Origin of the sequence: Novosphingobium barchaimii LL02, from assembly GCF_001046635.1 — a bacterium.
GTDB classification, from domain to species: Bacteria; Pseudomonadota; Alphaproteobacteria; order Sphingomonadales; family Sphingomonadaceae; genus Novosphingobium; species Novosphingobium barchaimii.
In genome coordinates, this window is record NZ_KQ130452.1 from 687,048 (window position 1) to 702,194 (window position 15,147).

Here is a 15,147-nt window from a genome sequence, read left to right on the forward strand (position 1 = left end):
GCGACGATCGGATATAGCTCGTTCTGATGCCTCCGACTATCTCGTTAAGCGACCAACTGGAGTGTTGCCATGATCGTCGTAACTACGCCCACGGGCAACATCGGCCGCCACGTCGTCCGGCATCTGCTCGATGCCGGCGAGGCGCTGCGCCTGATTGTCCGTGATTCCTCGAAGCTCGCGCAGGAAGTGCGCGACCAGGTGGAGGTGGTCGAAGGATCGCACGGCGATGCCGCCGTGGTCGATCGCGCGTTTCGGGGAGCGGACGCGGTGTTCTGGCTGTGCCCGCCAACGCCAGCGGCGACGCCTGCGGCGGCTACGGTCGATTTCGCCCGACCGGGCGCAGCGGCGATGCGCCGGCACGGCGTGCGCCACATCGTCGCCGCGACGACGCTGGGGCGCGATACGACGTGGCATGAGCGGGCCGGCAATGCGACCGGCTCGATCCACATGATCGACCTGTTGCGCACGACGGGCGCCGCCGTGCGGGGGCTCGCTCTGCCGGCCTTCATGGACAATGCGTTGCGGCAAGCCGGTGCGATCCGTCAGGGCAAAATGTTCGGCCCGATCGATCCCGACAAGAAGCTGCCGCATACGGCCACGCGCGATACGGGCACTGCCGCGGTCGGCCTGCTGATCGACCGCTCATGGTCCGGACAGGAAGATGTGCCGGTGCTCGGTCCCGAAGAACTGTCCTATGCCGATCTTGCGGCGATCGTGTCGGACGTCATCGGCCGTGAGGTGCGGTACGAGCATCAGACCTACGACGCGTACAAGGACGCTGCGATGGCACGCGGACTGACCGACGAGTTCGCGCAAGGGTATGTCGATATGCTGCGCGCCAAGGAGGAAGGCATGGACAACGTCGCCTCGCGCGCCACCGCCATAATCGGCGCGACGAGCTTCCGACAATGGGCGGAGGAGGCGTTGAGACCGGCGATCACTAGCGGACCTTGAGGTGGCCCGCCGCCGACCCCCCGTTTCGCTTCCCAGAAGCTGCCTATCGCGTAGTGGCTAGATTCGCTCGTTCGACGCCACCACGCGGCGAAGTTCGCGAATGTCGGTTTATATCTGAAGCAGCCGTTTGGGACCCGATCGCGAAATGACCGCAGCGTCCCAAAGCCGGGCCTTCCCGCAGCTCTGCAGACGCACAAAAAACAGTCGAAGACATCATGGGAGAAGGCATAAGTTCTAAGCCGCCTCGTCCCTGTCGGCACGATCATCGGCCGCGGTGCTTTCACTCAACTCGTTGATCGCAGCGAACCAAATGCCTCAGCTAGCCAAAAGACAATAAAAGCCGCTGCAGAGCCAACTGAGGGTAAGCGCGCATTTCGTAGCACGTTGCTTCCGGAGGCAGTGCGGCCATCATAGTTGACGCTGGACGAGCCAGGCCACCGCAACGACGTCGGCGGGTCAGGCGGGTCTTTCGAAGTTGAATGGCAGCAGGTCGTCGATATCGGCGTCGTGAGGTCGCTGGGGCAGTTCAGTGAGGACATGGCGTAGCCACGCGAGAGGCTCGACGCCGCAGGCGCGGCAAGTCAGCATCAGGCTGTAGGTGACGGCGCTCGCCCGTGCGCCGTCCACTGTGTCGCAGAAAAGCCAGGATTTTCTTCCTGTTGCAAAAACCCTGATGTCACGTTCGAGAAGATTGTTATCGATCGGCATCCTGCCGTCTTCGACGTAGCGCGTCAGGTATTCCCACTGGTTGAGGGTGTAGGATACCGCATCACCAAGCTTGGTTTCGGGCATGACCTTCGGTGCGATCGCATCGAGCCACGCCTTGAGGGCATCCAGGACCGGGACGCTATGTTTCTGGCGGAAGCGGCGCATGTAGCTGGCCTGCGCTTCCCCCTCATCGGGTATTTCGTCCCGCGCCTGCCTTTCGATCCGGTAGAGCTGGTCGAAGAACTTGAGCGCCTGTGCGGGCGGCCCGCCTTGTTTCTTCCTCGCCTTGAGGGCGTCGGCAAAGCGCCGTCTGGCGTGGGCCATGCAACCCAGATGCGTGGCGCCTTTCAATGTGCGCCATGCCGTATAGCCGTCACTCATCAGGATACCGCGATAGTCGCCGAGGAAGGCCTGCGGATGTTCCTGCCCGCGACCGGGTTGATAGTCGAACAGCACGATCGGCTGTTTGCTGTCCTCGCTGCTGCGGTAGGCCCACATATACGAGGTGCTGGTAGGGGCCTTGCCCTCTTCCTTCAGCACTTGAACCGTAGTCTCGTCGCCATGAATGACGTCCTGGGACCGGAGCCGCAGCTTCAGGGCGTCATAGATGCGATACAGATGCCTCTCGCTCGAACCAATCACCCAATGGCCCAGAGCACCGCGGCTAACGGGTACACCTGCACGCTCGAAGGTTTGCGCCAGACGATAGAGCGGCGTGCCATCCACGTATTTGTGGACAAGGGCAAAGGCCAGCGTCGAGGCCGTGGCAATGCTCCCCGGCAAAGGCTGGGCGGGCATTGGCGCAAGGACGATCGGCGTGGCGACCCCGGTGCGGTCGCAATTGCGGCACGCATATTTGGCGCGGGCATTCTGCAGGACCGTGGCCTTCACCTCGATGTGAAGCTGCTCGGTTACCACTTCCCCCATGCGATGCAGCCGTTCGCTGCAGCACGGGCAGACCTTCTGGTCGTGGGCGAGGTCATATTCGACGCGCTGGCGTGGCAGGCCCGCAGGAAGTGCCTTGCGCCCGCGCTTCTTCCCTTCTGGTTTTTTCGCCTCCGGCAATCCCGTGTCGGGAAGATCGGCAGCGCCCGGCTCGTCGATATCGTCGTGATCTTCGTCTGCATCGTCCTCAAGGGCGGCCTGCTCGGCTTCATTGAAGACGCGATCCATGTGCTTTTCGCTGCGCGGCGCAAAGCGGTGCAACCGCGCCAGCGCCAGTTCCTCCTCAAGCTTCAGTATGCGCCGGGCAAGGGCGTCCCTCTCGGCCGCCAATGCCTCGACCTCGGCGGCTTTCGTCGCCAGAAGCGCCATCAATTCCGCAATAGTGGGCACGCCGCCTCGATCCATCGCAGTCTTGAATCGAAAGCCCGTTCCCGCGTCAACAGCCTTCAGCCGACAAACTGATATTGCCGCACCGGATGAGGGACCATTGCGTCAATATCGATCCCGTCGAGCAGCCATCGCAATTGCTCGGCGGTGAGCGCCACCACCGTTTCCGCTCGTTTGGGCCATCGGAACTTGTCCTCCGTCAGCGCCTTGAGCACCAATACAAAGCCCGACCGGTCAAAAAACAGGAGCTTCATCCGGGTCCGGCGCCGGTTGCAGAAGGCGAACGCCGCGCGCTCGAACGGATTGAGGCCCATCGACTGCTCGACCAGGATCGCAAGGCTGTTGATCCCACAACGGAAATCGATCGGATCCCGGTGGAGATAGACGCGCAGATCTTCAGCGAGCCGGAACATTGCAATGCCCCAGCGCATCGATCATCACCGCCAGTAACTGCGCGTCACACCCCTCCAGCGTCAGCGATACGCCATTTGGCATCGACGCCTGCAGCCGCACTGACGGTACCAATCCCGCAGACCGGATCGCGATCCCACCAGTGTGTCGCTCCGCAGGCGCCAGAGACGTCTCCACCCGGATAAACGCCGACGGATCCGGCAACGGCCCCGTGCTCCGCTGCCCCTTCGCACTCTGCCGCTCCTGATACTTCCTGACCCATTTGCGCAGTTGGTTGGCGTTGACACCATGCTCCAGCGCAAGCCTCGCCACCGATATGCCCGGCTCGAGGCACGCCTCGACCAACCGTGACTTCCCCGCCCGACCATAATAGCGCCGGCCGTTACTCGTCACCCTTACAACCTCAAGCCCATAGGAGCCCATCGGTGCCATCTCCATGTGTCCACCTCTTCCTTGGTGGACACATCCTTCACACCGCGTCACTCAACCGAACAGGTGCGCGGAATTTCGCGCTTACAACTGAGGCGTGTCACTCAGACCTCGGCAAAAGCTCGCGTCAGGAGCCAGCTACGATATCCGACCTGCGACGGCCACCGCCTTCTTTGCGAATTCCAATTGAAGCCGGCCATGGATTCCGACGCGATCCGCATGCGTGGCTCGCATACGTCATCGCGACGATCTCCGATCATCCGCAGACCCGCTTGCACGAACTCCTGCCATGGAATTGGAAAGCGCGTCAGGCCAACCTTCACGCCGACGCTCAGGCAGCCTGACCCACTCTCAGCAAGGCTCAGGCCAAACCTGAAGGGTCTTCACCGAACGCATACGATCATGCTGATCAGGCGATCGGCTTTAACCGACGCCCTTGGGGAGACGGCACCCACCGGCTTTGCTGGTTGCTCGTCCGCAGCAGGGGCTCCCGTTGCCTGCAGGGCCAAGAACACATTTTAATGAGCGAACTCAGCGCTTCCGGTGCGACGAAGTTGTGGCTGACATGCGCAGCGACGATGTTTGCGGTCAAAGCGATCAAATTGCCCGTGTCGGCGGCCAATGCAGGCTCCTGATGTAAAATACCGTACCGCCGAATGCCTCGTTGCCGTGACCCTGTCGAACCGCGACCATTTGGCCTTGGATTACCATTCGCCGAGCGGCGAAACGACCTACGTAGCCCAGTTAAGCGCCGAACCATGGCCGACAACATACGCCATGCCTTGTTTTTGCACGCCGCTCTGCGACGAGGTAGCGAGACCCCTCGCACGCCCCAACCATCCGGGGATACAAGGTCCGCAACCCGCCTGCAACGCGGATTTGCACTTTGGAAATGGAGGAAGAACTTGCGGACGAGCGACTTCAAGCGGTATGCTTCGCTACCCACGGATAAACCCCTGCAGCCCACAATCGAGCACCTGCGGGGGACAGCCAATGTGGGGCCCGCGAATGAGTTTCTCCGGACGGGCTCAGCCCGCACCATTCCTCCACCGTCATGCAAGGCGGTGTCGGTAAGAATTCCAACTGCCGCCGCGATGCTGGGTATTGGAAAGACCAAGCTGTACGAGCTGATTTCCACCGGTGAAATCGATATGATCAAGATAGGCAAGGTCTCACTCATTGCTGTGAACGCTTTGGAAGCGTTCGTCGAAAGACAACGGCGTACGAACGATACGCCGCGGTGCCGTCCTGCCAGCCGAGGTCGCCCTCGCAAATCCTTCACCGAATTGATCCGCTGAGGAGATCGGGCAGATCGCAATCGTCGTTACCGCTGAAGGCGTCAAACCGCTGCGGCAATGAGGATCAATCGCTTTCAGCCCATCGGTGTCACGAGCAGCAGTAGTCTGCCCAGTCCTGCATCAGCACCTGCCGCTTTTTGAAGAAATCCGTTCGCAGATAGGCAGCCTTGGTCTTGTCCCCAACGCTGTGAGCGAGGGATGCCTCCGCCACCGCTTCCGCCACATCCGTCTCTTCCGCCGCCCAGTCGCGAAAACTGGATCGGAACCCATGGACGGTTACCCCGTGGCCCATGCCGCGAACCAGCTGCAGAAGCGCCATATCCGACAAGGCCTTTCCAGATCTGGAGTTCGGGAAAACGAGGTCATTGCCGTCAATGCGAAGCGCGCGGGCCCTGCGAAAAACGTCAGCCGCCTGCGCAGAAAGCGGGACGACATGCTCGACCCTCATCTTCATCCGATCTTCCGGGATCGTCCAAAGCGTAAGATCCTCATCAAACTCGGACCAGGTGGCCAAGCGAAGTTCTCCGGAGCGCACAACTGTCAGGATCACGGCCTCTAGCGCCAGGGTGCTCGCGCAGGCGACTTTTGCCCTTAGTTCGACAATGAACTGCCTGACCTGTGTATGCGGTAGTGCGGCGAAGTGCCCCTTCTTTCTGGATTGTCGAGGAAGCCCTTTCGAGATCGAGCGCATGGGCGCTTCGGTCTCGCGAAGTCCGTTGGCATAGGACCAATCCAGCACGGTGCCGATCCTCTGGCGCACTCGGCGCGCCGTCTCCGGAATATCGAGCCAGATTTCCGCCAGGGCATCGCGAATCAGCGGCCCGTCGATCTTGTCGACCTTCAGCTTGCCGAGCTTCGGGTAGGCGTAAAGCTCAAGGGTCTTGAGCCACTGCTTGGTGTGCTTGCGGTTCTTCCAGCTTTTCAACATCTCGGCGTGCACCGACTTGGCTGCCTGCTTGAACGTTGGAATCACCCGCGTGACCTTGCGGCGCTCTTCGAGAGGGTCGATCCCCGCAGCCGCCAGTTTTTTGGCTGCAGCGGCCTCCAGACGGGCCGTGCGAACGGGAATATGCCTGGCGTCACCAAGGCCGATGTCGCGCCGGGTCCCGTTCACTTGGATGCGCAGCACCCAGCTCTTGCCGCCGGATGGCGACACTTTGAGATAGAGCCCTTCACCGTCCGGATATCGGCCGGGATCAGCGAGCTCTTTGATGATCGTAGCGGTGAGCTTTCCCATGGCCACGAATCTACCACCGAATCGCGATTATCTGAAGCCCCTCGCTCGGCTCCAGTCCCACACCCAGTCCCACATTTGTTTTTGGACGACGCCGAATGAGGGCGGTCGACGTTGAACAATTGTCGTTGATTATCGGGCGTTTAGGCCAATTTTCCGGTCAGTGGCGAATGTCAGTGAAGGGGTTTTTGGCGGACAGGGTGGGATTCGAACCCACGGTGAGCTTGCACCCACGGCGGTTTTCAAGACCGCTGCCTTAAACCACTCGGCCACCTGTCCGCTCGGTTTTGCGCATAGCTCAATGTGGCGCTGGCGCAAGGGGGGCAATGCAAACCTCGTGTTCTTCGGTGAAGGGCACTGCATATGCGATGGCTGTCCACGGGTGAGCGCGGCGCCCCATTTGCAACCGGTAATCTTTGTGCGAAGTTCCCCTGTAATGACCTTCAGATCCCTTCTGCGTTCGCTGCGTATTCCATCCATGGCGCTTGGCCTCATCCTGGTGCCGATGCCGGCGATGCAGGTATCCGCCCAATCGGAGAGTTTTCCTGCCTATCTCCAGCAGGTCGCCTCCCATGCCCGTAGCCAGGGAGTGAGCGAAACCGCGATAACCAGCGTCTTGAGTGGGCTGACGCCGAACGAGCGGGTTATCGCTCTGGATACCGCACAGCCCGGTCGGCAGACCGCGCCGCCCGCGCTTGCCCCTTACATCTCTCAGCATGTCGGCAGTTCAATCATCGGCCGGGGCCGCGCGCGCTATACTTCGCTGGCTTCGATCTCTGCACAGATCGAGCGGCGCTACGGGGTGCCTGCGCCGATTCTCTTCGCGATCTGGGGACACGAGACGAATTTCGGCAGTTATACCGGAGACTTCGACCTTGCCCGCTCGCTTGCGACGCTGGCTTGGGAGGGGCGCCGCCGCGCCCTGTTCGAAGGTGAGTTGATCGCGCTGATGAAGATGGTCGACCGGGGCGTGCCGCGCTCGCAGCTCAAGGGCAGCTGGGCAGGGGCCTTCGGCTATCCGCAGTTTTTGCCAAGCGTGTACCTTCGCCTTGCAGCAGACGGCGACGGTGACGGGCGGGCAGACATCTTCAACAGTTCCGCCGATACGCTGGCGTCAATCGCCAACTATTTCCGCGATGCCGGATGGCGGCCTGGCCAGCCCTGGGGCGTGCGTGCGAGCGTGCCGGGCGGATTCAGCGTCGACAGCTATGCGACCAAACTGGCCGCTCCCAGCTGCGACCGGGTGCATGCCCGCCATTCCCAGTGGAAGACCGTCTCGCAGTGGCGCGCGCTGGGCGTCTCGCCGCAGGGCGCGATTGGCGGCAATGTTCTTGCCTCCCTGTTCCAGCCTGATGGGCCGGGCACACCGGCATATCTGTTAACCGGTAATTATCGGGTTATCCTCCAGTACAATTGCTCGAACTACTACGCCATGTCCGTGGGGTTGCTTGCAGATGAGATTTCCCGTTAACCACGCCCTGCCGCTTGCGGCGCTGATCCTGCTGGGAGCCGCTGGCGGCGCCTTTGCCGCAGACCGGAGGCAGCTGCCGCCCGATGTGCCGGTAACGGGCCCGGCTGCCGATTATCCCGTTGTGGTGGGCGAGCCTTTCACTATCGGCAGCACTGTTTGGACCCCTGTAGACCAGCTCAATTACGACGCGGTCGGCATGGCCATCGCGGGTGAGGGCGCTGGCGTCAGCGGAGCGCACAAGACCCTGCCGCTGCCCTGCTATGTGGAAGTGACCGCGCTCGATTCCGGGCGAACGATCCTCGTGCGGCTGGAACGGCGGGGGCCGATGACCAACGATGCACTGGTGGAACTGTCCCCCGATGCGATCGCGCAACTGGGACTGCCACCGGGCGGGCGCGGATCGGTGCGTGTGCGCCGGGTCAACCCGCCGGAGCAGGAACGTGCGCTGCTGCGCAGAGGCGGGCATGCTCCTGACCGGATGGAGACGCCGGAAGGGCTGCTCAAGGTATTGCGCCGAAAGTTGGCCGAACAGTCGCCGTTGCTGCCTCCGCCGTCCACCCCGCCAACCCCTCCGTCCTTGCCTGCCGGGGAGGCGGCCTCGCCGCTCAAGCCCGCGCCGGTGAAGCACGAGCCGGTGAAGCCTGCGCCGGCGATGAGTAAACCGGCGAAGACACCGACTGCCAAGCCGCCGTTAGCGGCGCCGTCAGTGCAGCCTCCCAAACGACCGGCACCGGCTGAGCCCAAGCTGCCGACAAAGCCCACGGCAAGCAGCACTGCGGCCCTCAAAGCGCCAGCGCCCAAACCGCCAGTGGCCAAGCCCCAGGCCGCCGGTCCGACCGCTACTGCCGCGAAGGGATCGTTCGTTGTCCAGGTAGCTGCATTCTCGTCCGAACCTTCTGCGCGCAAGGTTGCCGGGCAGCTTGGCGCAAGTGTCTCACAAGCCGGAAAATTCTGGCGCGTGCGCCTGGGTCCTTACAGCAACCGTGCACAAGCTGCGCAGGCGCTGGAGAAGGCAAAGGGTGCGGGTTATAGGGACGCACGAATCCAGAGCGCGGAGTGACCTTCATGGCTCCCGCGCGATAGAAAGCCAGGCGTCCGGTGGACGCGCGGGAGAATACGGGTCTTGAAGTCCAGTCTGAATGCTCTGAAGCTCGTCCTTGCCGCCGCGCTGCCCGCCAGCGCCGCCGGGGCCGCCGTTCCCACGCCGCCAGCCCAATTGGCACCGATCCCGGTCAGCATCCTTGTTGACCTCGGATCGGGCCAGGTGCTGGAACAGCGACACGCGGACACGCCTTTCTTGCCCGCCTCGGTGACGAAGGTGATGACCGCCTACGTCGCCTTCGAGGAGATCGGCGCGGGCCGCCTCAGCATGGAGCGCAAATTCAACGAGCGGCCTGAGACGGAGCGGGAATGGTTCGCGAAAGGTACGAATATGTACCTGACAACGAAAGATTTTCCGACAACGCGCGACTTGCTCCACGGCATCATGACCGCATCGGCCAACGATGCAGCAGTCGTGCTGGGCGAAGGCTATGCGGGCAGCGTGGCGGGATGGGCGGCAAAGATGAACGACGCCGCTCGCCGGCTCGGTATGACGCGCAGCCATTACAATACACCCAATGGCTGGATGGACGGCGGCAACACTTACGTCACCGCCAGCGATCTGGTGCGGCTGGCTGATGCGATGATCACCCGCTACCCCGACCTTTACCGTGAGTTTTCCGGCCACAAGCGCTGGCTCTGGCGCGATGTCGTCATGCGCAGCCATGACCCGACGGTAGGCGTGGTGCCCGGCGCGGACGGCATCAAGACCGGCTACACCCGCGAGGCGGGCTACAACTTCCTCGGCACTGCCGAGCGTGGCGGCCGCCGCATCGTCATGGTGCTGGCCGGTTCACCGTTGCCCAAGGTGCGCGATGATGCTGCGAAGGCGCTCCTCGAATGGGGCTTCGCCGCGTGGGATACGCGCCATCTGTTCGATCAGGGGCAAACCGTGGCGCAGGCCCGCATCCAGGGCGGAGACGCGCGCACTCTGCCGCTCGTCGCCAATCGCGAGGTTCATGCCACCATCGCGCGCGGTAGCCGGCCCAAAATCACCCTCGCGGTCCATTATCGCGGTCCGATCGTGGCCCCGGTCCGCAAGGGTGAGCAGGTTGGCGAACTGGAAATCCGGGTCGCTGGCCTCGCGCCGGGCCGCGTGCCGCTTTACGCCGGGCGCGATGTCGGCAAGGCCGGTACGCTGGACAGGCTGTGGAACGGGTTTATCAACCTCTTCACATGATGCAGGGAAGATTCATCGCGCTCGAAGGCGGGGAGGGGGCTGGCAAGTCCACGCAGGCCCGGCTGTTGGCTGACGCCCTGCGTGAACGGGGGCTGGAAGTCGTGACCACACGGGAGCCGGGCGGCACGCCGGGGGCTGAGGCGATCCGCGCCCTGCTCCTCAACGGTGTCGAGGGCGATCAGGGCGAAAGCTGGAACCCGCGCGCAGAGGCGCTGTTGTTCGCCGCTGCCCGTTCGGACCACGTCCACCGCCTGATCCGCCCGGCATTGGCACGCGGCGCCTGGGTTATCTGCGACCGTTATCTCGATTCGAGCCGGGCCTACCAGGGCGGCGGTAGCGGATTGTCCGACGCCGATATCGGCCTGCTCCACCAGATCGGAAGCGAGGGCCTCCTGCCCGACCTTGCCTTGCTGGTCGAAGTGTCTCCCGAAGTCGCGGTCCAACGTCTTTCTTTACGCGACACAGACGGATCGGACCGCATCGGCGGCCGTAACAGCGCTTACCACGCCCGCGTCGCCAGCGCCTTTTCGGCTTTTGCGACGTCCGAACCGGAGCGATTCGCCCGCATTGATGGCAACGGCGACCCGGCATCGACCCATGCGCTCGTGCTTGCCGCGCTCGAAGCATTGCTGACCGGGGACGCATGAACGCTGCTTTTATCGGCCAGGACGCGGCGTGGCAGGAATGGCTGTCTGCTATCGCCTCCGTGCGAATGCACCATGCCTGGCTGCTGAGCGGCGCCAAGGGACTGGGCAAGCGCGCCTTCGCCCGCGCTGCTGCCGCTGAGCTGGTTCGGATACCGGGCCAGTCGGTGCCCGAGGTTGATGGCCATCCCGATATCCTGATCCTCGAACACCTTCCCGCCAATGACGACGAGGCGAAGAAGAAGGCCGAGGGCAAGCCCTACCAGACCAAGCGCAACATCACAGTCGATCAGGTGCGGGCGATGATCCGCCGTCTCGTCACCAAACCTACGCTGGGCGAGAAGCGAGCGATCATCATCGATCCGGCCGACGACATGGAGAAGGGCGCCGTCAACGCTCTGCTTAAAGCGCTGGAAGAGCCGCCGTTCGGCACCTACTTCCTGCTGCTGACGCACCAGCCCGGGCGCCTGCTGCCGACCGTCCGCTCGCGCTGCCGGGTTTTGCGCTTCGCCGCGCTGGGCGCGGGGGAACTCGACACGATGATTCAGCAGGGCGCGCCCCATGCGGACGCCGCTGCACGCGCCGCCGCCATCGCCGCATCACACGGCTCGCCCGGCGTCGCGCTTGATTTCGTCGAACATGACCTTGGCGGCATCCACCGGCTGATGCTGCGTATTTTGCGCGAGGGCGACGCCCAGTTCCACTTGCGCGGTTTACTTGCCGACGAGATGGGCGCCCGCCCGGCCCGGGACCGCCAGATCGCGACGCTCGAACTGGCGCGCTCGGTGCTGGTCCACCAGCTTCGCGATGCTTCCCGCGCCCGGCAGATGAAAATCATCGAAGCGCACGGCGTGCTGACGAAGTTGTCGACTCAGGCCTCCACCTACAATTTCGACGCCGGGCTCCTCATAATGGAAATTGGCGGGTTGCTGGCCTCGACCGCGATGCCTAGAGAAGCGGCTCGCTAGCGTATTTTTGCGATGGGCCGAATGATGCGGCACCTTCTTCAGAAAATACATGAGCTTTGTACATTAAACATCAGATAGAAAGCGCGACGCCGCATGGGCGAGCCCTATTACATCACGACCGCGATCAGCTACCCGAACGGTAAGCCGCACATCGGCCACGCCTACGAGGCAATTGCCGCCGACGTCATCGCCCGCTTCAAGAAGGCGGAAGGTTTCGACGTCCGCTTCCAGACCGGCACGGACGAGCATGGCCTGAAAATGGCCCAAAAAGCGCGCGAACTGGACACGACGCCTGCTGACCTCGCGACGGAAATGTCTCAACATTTCCGTGATATGTGCGATACTCTTAACATCGGATACGATGTTTTCATCCGCACCACCGAACCGCGCCACCACGCTGCAACACAGAAATTGTGGAAGCGTATGGAGGCTGCCGGCGACCTCTATCTCGACCGCTACGAGGGCTGGTACTCGGTGCGGGACGAAGCCTACTACGACGAAAGTGAACTCGTCGCAGGCGAGGGCGGCGAAAAGCTGTCCCCCCAAGGCACGCCAGTGGAGTGGACCGTCGAGGAATCGTGGTTCTTCCGCCTTTCCAAATATCAGGACAAACTGCTCGAACTCTACGGATCGAGCGATTTCATCCGTCCCGACAGCCGCAAGAACGAGATCCTGCGTTTCGTCGAAGGCGGCCTGCGGGACCTCTCGGTATCGCGCACCAGCTTCGACTGGGGCATCAAGGTGCCCGGCAGCGACAACCATGTGATGTATGTCTGGGTCGATGCCCTGACGAACTACATCACTGGCCTCGGCTTCCCCGAGGAGGACGGCGATTACGCGAAATTCTGGCCCGCAGATCTGCATCTGATCGGCAAGGATATCGTACGTTTCCACACGGTCTATTGGCCGGCCTTCCTGATGAGCGCCGGACTGCCTTTGCCCAAGCAGGTCTTCGGCCACGGTTTCCTGCTGAACCGCGGCCAGAAGGAATCGAAGTCCTTGGGCAACGTCACCGATCCCATCGGTTTGGCTGAAACTTTCGGCGTTGACGCGGTGCGTTACTTCCTCCTGCGCGAAGTCGCGTTCGGCCAGGACGGTTCGTGGTCGCACGAGGCCATCGTGACGCGTGCAAACGCGGAACTGGCCAACAGCTTCGGCAACCTCGCGCAGCGCAGCTTATCCATGATCTTCAAGAACATGGATGGCGAAGTTAAGGCCGACTTGCCAGAAACCAAAGCCGACGCAGCACTGTTCGCTGCTGTCGACGAGGGCATTGCCGGACTACGCGCCGCCTTCGATGCACTCGACTTCAGCAACGGCCTGGACGCTTGGATGCGTGCGGTGTTCGCATGTAACCAGTACGTGGACGAACAGGCTCCCTGGACGCTGCGCAAGACTGATCCGTCCCGCATGGAAGCGGTCCTGATGACGCTTTTTCGCGTCGTGCGCGACCTTGCCATCGCCGTGCGCCCCGTGGTGCCCGCATCAATCGACGCCCTGCTCGACCAGATGGGGCTGGTCCCCGAAGCGCGCGATTACGCCGCGCTGGCGGACAAGGGCTGGTTGGCCGCACTGGTCGCCACGGGGTATAAGGTCGACAAGCCCGTGGGAGTCTTCCCCCGCCTTGAAATGCCGGAGGTGGCGCCCGTCTGATGCTGATCGATTCGCACTGCCATCTCGAATACGAAGGCCTCGTTGAGGATCAGCAGTCCGTGCTCGCCCGCGCCCGCGCAGCCGGAATTGCCGGGTTTCTCAACATCTCGACGCGGCAGCGCGAATGGGACCGCGTGGTCGCCACCGCCGCGCGTGAGCGCGACGTCTGGGCGTCGATCGGCATCCATCCGCATGAAGCCGATCAGCACGCGGATCTGGGCGAGGGCGCTTTGCTTGAAGCCGCAGCGCACCCCCGGGTGATTGCCATCGGCGAGACAGGGCTCGATTACTATTACGATAAGTCCGACCGTGCCGTGCAGCAGGCGCTGTTTCGCACTCACATCGCCGTGGCGCGCGAAACCGGCCTGCCGATCATCATTCACACGCGTGATGCCGAGGACGATACCGCCAGTATCCTCAAGGATGAAATGGGGAAGGGGGCGTTTCCGGCGCTGATCCACTGCTTCACCGCCAGCGCCGAATTCGGCCACAAGGTGCTCGATCTGGGGCTGACGATCAGCATTTCGGGCATCGTAACTTTCAAGAACGCCAAAGATTTGCAGGAGGTCGTGAAGGTGATTCCTGAAGACCGACTGCTGGTGGAAACCGACTCGCCGTTCCTGGCGCCGATCCCGCATCGCGGCCGCAAGTGCGAGCCGGCTTTCACCGCCGACACCGCGCGCTTTGTTGCAGACCTGCGCGGCGTGACCCTGGAGCAGCTGGGCGAAACAACCACGCGCAATTTCTTCGGCCTGTTCACCAAGGCAGCTTACGCGGACAGTCCCGCGTGAAACTGACCATCCTCGGAAGCGGTACGTCCACGGGTGTACCGCGTCTTGGCGGCGAGGACGGCAAGGCCGATTGGGGGCTGTGCGATCCTGAGGAGCCCCGCAACCGCCGCACCCGTGTCGCCATCATGGTCGAAAGCGACGCTGGTTCGCGGATCCTGGTCGATACCCCGACGGACTTGCGAGCGCAGCTTCTGGCGAACGAATTCCATCGCATCGACGCGGTGTTTTGGACCCACGACCACGCCGATCACTGCCACGGAATCGATGACCTTCGTCCCCTGCGCTACGGCCGTGCAGGGCCGATCCCGGGCTTCGCCGCATCGGAAACCGTGCGCAGGCTGCGCCAGCGTTTCGGCTATGTCTTTGCGGGCCAGTTCGGTTATCCCACATTGGTTTCGCTGGATAATCTTGACACTCTCCGGCTGTGCGAAGGTTTTCGGGTAGGCCATACCCAGATGCCTCACGGCCCAGCCGAATCCACCGGTTTTCTCTTCGATGCTGACGGAAAATCAATCGGTTACGCAACGGACTTCAGCGAGATCACCAAAGGCATGGTAGACTTGTTCTACGGCTGCGACGTGCTCGTCATCGACTGCCTGCGCCGCGAACCGCATCCGACCCATTCGCATCTGGCCATGTCGCTCGAACTGGCTTCCGTCTGCCGGGTCGGCATGGCGGTGTTGACCCATCTCGACAAGAGCATGGACTATGCAACGCTGAGCGCGCAGGTTCCCGAGAATGTCCATATTGCCTACGACGGGTTGGTGATCACGCCATGAGCCAGACAGCCATGTTCATGTCGGCTATCTCATTGATTGGTTGCCTGATCCTGGTGACGCGCAATTCCCAGCTTCACTCGCTTGGTGCGGGCAAAACAATGCGGCTTGTTGCGATATGGGCGGCGATCATCATCGGGCTTGTGCTGATCATCCAGTTGTCCGGTTTCCGGATACAGCCTTGACGGCGCTTCTCG

15 protein-coding genes, 1 tRNA gene and 1 pseudogene are annotated in these 15,147 nt (G+C 62.5%); 12 read left to right on the forward strand and 5 right to left on the reverse strand.

The window, feature by feature from the left end; translation table 11 throughout:
- The first annotated feature begins 69 nt into the window (after positions 1-69).
- Entirely contained in the window at positions 70-954 is an 885-nt protein-coding gene (locus V474_RS03545; protein ID WP_059150136.1) for an NmrA family NAD(P)-binding protein, read from the forward strand.
- A 456-nt stretch (positions 955-1,410) separates the two neighbouring features.
- Here V474_RS03545 and tnpC read toward each other — a convergent pair whose 3' ends face one another.
- Genes tnpC through tnpA form a run of 3 tightly spaced genes read right to left on the reverse strand, consistent with a single transcriptional unit; the run spans position 1,411 to position 3,843 of the window.
- A complete protein-coding gene (gene tnpC / locus V474_RS03550; RefSeq protein WP_059150137.1) occupies positions 1,411-3,012 on the reverse strand; it encodes an IS66 family transposase in 1,602 nt (533 codons plus the stop codon).
- A gap of 41 nt (positions 3,013-3,053) precedes the next feature.
- A complete protein-coding gene (tnpB, locus tag V474_RS03555; RefSeq protein WP_059150138.1) occupies positions 3,054-3,407 on the reverse strand; it encodes an IS66 family insertion sequence element accessory protein TnpB in 354 nt (117 codons plus the stop codon).
- Positions 3,391-3,843: an IS66-like element accessory protein TnpA gene (gene tnpA, locus V474_RS03560; protein WP_059150139.1), complete on the reverse strand. Its 453-nt coding sequence runs from the start codon at positions 3,841-3,843 to the stop codon at positions 3,391-3,393. Before tnpA ends, tnpB begins: the two co-directional genes overlap by 17 nt.
- A gap of 203 nt (positions 3,844-4,046) precedes the next feature.
- Here tnpA and V474_RS24780 point away from each other — a divergent pair.
- Positions 4,047-4,178: pseudogene (locus tag V474_RS24780) on the forward strand (transposase domain-containing protein); the annotation flags it as partial.
- Between the two features lie 561 nt (positions 4,179-4,739).
- The gene (locus tag V474_RS26480; RefSeq protein WP_236710602.1) at positions 4,740-5,132 is read left to right on the forward strand and encodes a helix-turn-helix domain-containing protein; all 393 of its coding nucleotides are present in this window, start codon (positions 4,740-4,742) and stop codon (positions 5,130-5,132) included.
- A gap of 88 nt (positions 5,133-5,220) precedes the next feature.
- Here V474_RS26480 and V474_RS03570 read toward each other — a convergent pair whose 3' ends face one another.
- Positions 5,221-6,369, reverse strand: coding sequence for a tyrosine-type recombinase/integrase (locus V474_RS03570; RefSeq protein WP_059150140.1), 1,149 nt, complete (start codon positions 6,367-6,369; stop codon positions 5,221-5,223).
- 186 nt (positions 6,370-6,555) lie between these two features.
- Positions 6,556-6,645, reverse strand: a tRNA-Ser gene (locus V474_RS03575).
- Between the two features lie 235 nt (positions 6,646-6,880).
- On the opposite strand from V474_RS03575, the gene V474_RS03580 reads away from it, so the two are divergent.
- The 9 genes from V474_RS03580 to V474_RS03620 all read left to right on the forward strand — a co-directional run bounded on the left by V474_RS03580 (position 6,881) and on the right by V474_RS03620 (position 15,135).
- Positions 6,881-7,837 carry a lytic murein transglycosylase gene (locus V474_RS03580; RefSeq protein ID WP_201785999.1) on the forward strand — a complete coding sequence of 319 codons (957 nt, stop codon included), beginning with the start codon at positions 6,881-6,883 and terminating at the stop codon, positions 7,835-7,837.
- Positions 7,821-8,897 (forward strand): SPOR domain-containing protein, encoded by a 1,077-nt coding sequence (locus V474_RS03585; protein ID WP_059150142.1) that lies wholly within the window; start codon positions 7,821-7,823, stop codon positions 8,895-8,897. The genes V474_RS03580 and V474_RS03585 overlap by 17 nt, the downstream gene beginning before the upstream one ends.
- A 63-nt stretch (positions 8,898-8,960) precedes the next feature.
- Positions 8,961-10,118 carry a D-alanyl-D-alanine carboxypeptidase family protein gene (locus V474_RS03590; protein ID WP_059150143.1) on the forward strand — a complete coding sequence of 386 codons (1,158 nt, stop codon included), beginning with the start codon at positions 8,961-8,963 and terminating at the stop codon, positions 10,116-10,118.
- A complete protein-coding gene (gene tmk, locus V474_RS03595; RefSeq protein ID WP_059150144.1) occupies positions 10,115-10,765 on the forward strand; it encodes a dTMP kinase in 651 nt (216 codons plus the stop codon). The genes V474_RS03590 and tmk overlap by 4 nt, the downstream gene beginning before the upstream one ends.
- Positions 10,762-11,730: an AAA family ATPase gene (locus tag V474_RS03600; RefSeq protein ID WP_059150145.1), complete on the forward strand. Its 969-nt coding sequence runs from the start codon at positions 10,762-10,764 to the stop codon at positions 11,728-11,730. Before tmk ends, V474_RS03600 begins: the two co-directional genes overlap by 4 nt.
- A 93-nt stretch (positions 11,731-11,823) precedes the next feature.
- Complete coding sequence (gene metG, locus V474_RS03605) at positions 11,824-13,383, forward strand: methionine--tRNA ligase (RefSeq protein ID WP_059150146.1); 1,560 nt, start codon at positions 11,824-11,826, stop codon at positions 13,381-13,383.
- Positions 13,383-14,174 carry a TatD family hydrolase gene (locus tag V474_RS03610; protein ID WP_059150147.1) on the forward strand — a complete coding sequence of 264 codons (792 nt, stop codon included), beginning with the start codon at positions 13,383-13,385 and terminating at the stop codon, positions 14,172-14,174. The genes metG and V474_RS03610 overlap by 1 nt, the downstream gene beginning before the upstream one ends.
- Complete coding sequence (locus tag V474_RS03615; protein ID WP_059150148.1) at positions 14,171-14,953, forward strand: MBL fold metallo-hydrolase; 783 nt, start codon at positions 14,171-14,173, stop codon at positions 14,951-14,953. Before V474_RS03610 ends, V474_RS03615 begins: the two co-directional genes overlap by 4 nt.
- Positions 14,950-15,135 carry a hypothetical protein gene (locus tag V474_RS03620; RefSeq protein ID WP_059150149.1) on the forward strand — a complete coding sequence of 62 codons (186 nt, stop codon included), beginning with the start codon at positions 14,950-14,952 and terminating at the stop codon, positions 15,133-15,135. Before V474_RS03615 ends, V474_RS03620 begins: the two co-directional genes overlap by 4 nt.
- Positions 15,136-15,147: the final 12 nt, after the last annotated feature.

Excerpts from the sequence above, each read along its gene's own strand:
- V474_RS03545 (WP_059150136.1), top strand. The coding sequence starts at position 70 with ATGATCGTCGTAACTACGCCCACGGGCAACATCGGCCGCCACGTCGTC.
- tnpC (WP_059150137.1), bottom strand. The coding sequence starts at position 3,012 with ATGGATCGAGGCGGCGTGCCCACTATTGCGGAATTGATGGCGCTTCTG.
- tnpB (WP_059150138.1), bottom strand. The coding sequence starts at position 3,407 with ATGTTCCGGCTCGCTGAAGATCTGCGCGTCTATCTCCACCGGGATCCG.
- tnpA (WP_059150139.1), bottom strand. The coding sequence starts at position 3,843 with ATGGAGATGGCACCGATGGGCTCCTATGGGCTTGAGGTTGTAAGGGTG.
- V474_RS03570 (WP_059150140.1), bottom strand. The coding sequence starts at position 6,369 with ATGGGAAAGCTCACCGCTACGATCATCAAAGAGCTCGCTGATCCCGGC.
- V474_RS03580 (WP_201785999.1), top strand. The coding sequence starts at position 6,881 with ATGCAGGTATCCGCCCAATCGGAGAGTTTTCCTGCCTATCTCCAGCAG.
- V474_RS03585 (WP_059150142.1), top strand. The coding sequence starts at position 7,821 with ATGAGATTTCCCGTTAACCACGCCCTGCCGCTTGCGGCGCTGATCCTG.
- tmk (WP_059150144.1), top strand. The coding sequence starts at position 10,115 with ATGATGCAGGGAAGATTCATCGCGCTCGAAGGCGGGGAGGGGGCTGGC.
- V474_RS03600 (WP_059150145.1), top strand. The coding sequence starts at position 10,762 with ATGAACGCTGCTTTTATCGGCCAGGACGCGGCGTGGCAGGAATGGCTG.
- metG (WP_059150146.1), top strand. The coding sequence starts at position 11,824 with ATGGGCGAGCCCTATTACATCACGACCGCGATCAGCTACCCGAACGGT.
- V474_RS03610 (WP_059150147.1), top strand. The coding sequence starts at position 13,383 with ATGCTGATCGATTCGCACTGCCATCTCGAATACGAAGGCCTCGTTGAG.
- V474_RS03620 (WP_059150149.1), top strand. The coding sequence starts at position 14,950 with ATGAGCCAGACAGCCATGTTCATGTCGGCTATCTCATTGATTGGTTGC.